The organism is Streptomyces sp. NPDC014006, from assembly GCF_043088925.1.
Taxonomy (GTDB): Bacteria; Actinomycetota; Actinomycetes; order Streptomycetales; family Streptomycetaceae; genus Streptomyces.
The window spans coordinates 1-1,600 of the sequence record NZ_JBICAJ010000055.1; the positions used below are offsets into that span (position 1 = coordinate 1).

Sequence of the window (1,600 nt, forward strand, 5' to 3'; positions counted from 1 at the left end):
GGGTTTCCCCGTACGACCTTGATGTTCATGACGGCTCCCAGCGGGCCTAGAGGGGGATGTTGCCGTGCTTCTTCGGGGGCAGGGATTCCCGCTTGGTGCGCAGTTGACGCAGGCCGCGGACGATGTGGCGGCGGGTGTCGGAGGGTTTGATCACGGCGTCGACGTAGCCGCGTTCGGCGGCGATGTAGGGGTTGAGGAGGGCGTCCTCGTACTCCTGGATGAGGCGGGTGCGGGTGGCCTCGAGGTCGTCGGCCTCGGCGAGGGTGCGGCGGTGGAGGATGTTGACGGCGCCCTGGGCGCCCATGACGGCGATCTGGGCGGTGGGCCAGGCGAGGTTGAGGTCGGCGCCGAGGTGTTTGGAGCCCATGACGTCGTAGGCGCCGCCGAAGGCCTTGCGGGTGATGACGGTGATCAGGGGGACGGTGGCCTCGGCGTAGGCGTAGATGAGTTTGGCGCCGCGGCGGATGATGCCGTCGTGTTCCTGGTCGACGCCGGGCAGGAAGCCGGGGACGTCGACGAAGGTGAGCACGGGCAGGTTGAAGGCGTCGCAGGTGCGGACGAAGCGGGCGGCCTTCTCGGATGCGGCGATGTCGAGGCAGCCGGCGAACTGCATGGGCTGGTTGGCGACGATGCCGACGGGGTGGCCCTCGACGCGGCCGAAGCCGGTGAGGATGTTCGGCGCGAACAGGGCCTGGGTCTCGAAGAACTCGGCGTCGTCGAGGATGTGCTCGATGACGGTGTGCATGTCGTAGGGCTGGTTGGCCGAGTCCGGGACGAGGGTGTCGAGTTCGAGGTCGTCGTCGGTGAGCGTGGTGTCGGCTTCCTCGGGGAAGGCGGGGGGCTCGGAGAGGTTGTTGGAGGGCAGGTAGGACAGCAGCTGCTTGACGTATTCGATGGCGTCTTTTTCGTCGCCGGCCATGTGGTGGGCGACGCCGGAGGCGCTGTTGTGGGTGCGGGCTCCGCCGAGTTCCTCGAAGCCGACGTCTTCGCCGGTGACGGTCTTGATGACGTCGGGGCCGGTGATGAACATGTGGCTGGTCTGGTCGACCATGATGGTGAAGTCGGTGATGGCGGGGGAGTAGACGGCGCCGCCGGCGCAGGGTCCGACGACGAGGGAGATCTGGGGGATGACGCCGGAGGCGTGGGTGTTGCGGCGGAAGATCTCGCCGTAGGCGCCCAGCGAGGCGACGCCTTCCTGGATGCGGGCGCCGCCGGAGTCGTTGATGCCGATGACGGGGCAGCCGGTCTTCAGGGCGAAGTCCATGACCTTGCAGATCTTCTGGCCGTAGATTTCGCCGAGCGCGCCGCCGAAGACGGTGAAGTCCTGGGAGAAGACGGCGACGGGGCGGCCGTCGACGGTGCCGTAGCCGGTGACGACGCCGTCGCCGTAGGGGCGGTTGTTCTCCAGGCCGAAGTGGGTGGAGCGGTGGCGGGCGAACTCGTCCAGCTCGACGAAGGAGCCCTCGTCGAGGAGGAGTTCGATGCGCTCACGGGCCGTCAGCTTGCCCTTGGCGTGCTGCTTTTCGACGGCGCGTTCCGAGCCGGCGTGCGTCGCTTCCTCGATACGGCGCTGCAGATCCGCGAGCTTGCCCGCGGTCGT

At 68.1% G+C, this 1,600-nt stretch carries 1 protein-coding gene; it reads right to left on the reverse strand.

Going from position 1 to position 1,600, the window contains the following annotated elements; translation table 11 throughout:
• Positions 1-46: 46 nt before the first annotated feature.
• On the reverse strand, positions 47-1,600 hold a 1,554-nt coding region (locus ACF1GV_RS42555; protein ID WP_391692536.1), incomplete at its 5' end, for an acyl-CoA carboxylase subunit beta.